Origin of the sequence: Blautia sp. HCP3S3_D9 (genome assembly GCF_052063845.1) — a bacterium.
Taxonomy (GTDB): domain Bacteria; phylum Bacillota; class Clostridia; order Lachnospirales; family Lachnospiraceae; genus Blautia_A.
In genome coordinates this window covers 1-1242 of the sequence record NZ_JBQHWS010000276.1, presented here as the reverse complement: position 1 = coordinate 1242, position 1242 = coordinate 1, and the positions used below count along the sequence as shown (strand labels likewise).

Here is a 1242-nt window from a genome sequence, read left to right as displayed (position 1 = left end):
GCAGGAAGCTTTTCGAACGTTTTCCGGAAATAAGAAACCAGCTTTGGAAAGGGGAGCTGTGGAACCATTCCTATTATGTGGAAACGGTCGGATCTGTATCGGAAGAAAATATCCGCAGGTATATCGAACATCAGAGCAAAGCGTACTGATACGATGGAGGAGAGGAAATGCTGCTGTCAAAGAAAACATCCATAAAGGTCAGCCGGGAATATGCGAACCTCATCGGGCATATGTGTTATGCAGCATCCAAGCTCTGGAATGTCTGTAATTACGAGCGTCAACATTACAAAGAAACAGGGATGGAGCAGTATCCTGACTGGTACTATCAGAAAAAAGCCCATAAAGAGGATCTGTGGTATAAACAGCTCCCGTCCCAGACCGCCCAGGAAGTCTGCAGGCTGCTGGACAAGGCATGGAAGTCTTTTTATGCCCTGAAAAGAACCGGGGGGATCGAGGCTCCCAGACCGCCGCGGTTTAAGCAGGAAAGTATCCCCATTACCTATATGCAGATGGGGATCGTGCATGAGCGGGATACGGGCAGAGTCCGCCTGTCCCTTCCAAAGACATTAAAAAAATATATGGAAGAAACATATCAGATCCATGAAAACTTTCTTTACCTTGAAAATAAGATTTTCAGGGGCATGGACCAGATCAAACAGCTGCGGATCTATCCGCCGGAGAAAGAAAACTGTAAAATTATTGTTGTTTATGAGGTCCCTGACCAGGAAGAACTTCCACAGAACGGACATGAACTGTCTATTGATCTGGGGCTTCACAACCTTATGACGTGTTATGATTCTGAAAATGGGAAGACGTTTATCCTGGGCAGGAAGTACCTTGAATTGGAAAGATATTTCCATAAAGAGATCGCAAGGGTGCAGGCCCAGTGGTATGGACAGCAGTCCGGAAAGGGAGTAAAGCACCCGGTCACATCAAAACATATCAGGAAGTTATATAAGAGAAAACAAGACTCAGTAACGGACTATCTGCACAAGATTACAAGATATCTTGCAGAATACTGCCGGGAACAGGGGATCACCTGTGTCGTTACAGGGGATATCCGGAACATCCGGAGAGAAAAAGACCTGGGACACAGGACAAACCAGAAGTTTCACAGTCTGCCGTATAACAGGATCTATATCATGCTGGAATATAAGCTGAAAAGATATGGGATCCGTTTCATAAAACAGGAAGAAAGTTATACCAGCCAGTGCAGCCCACTGTCACCGGAAGTGGGGAAAA

At 45.7% G+C, this 1242-nt stretch carries 2 protein-coding genes; both read left to right on the top strand.

The genetic code is table 11. The annotated features are described in order from the left end of the window. Positions 1-149 (top strand): transposase (locus tag ACTNES_RS20855; protein ID WP_174514916.1); only part of this gene is annotated, 149 nt, incomplete at its 5' end. Positions 150-167: 18 nt separating this feature from the next. Next, positions 168-1242: RNA-guided endonuclease InsQ/TnpB family protein (locus ACTNES_RS20850; protein ID WP_441040575.1), on the top strand; the 1075-nt coding region annotated here is incomplete at its 3' end.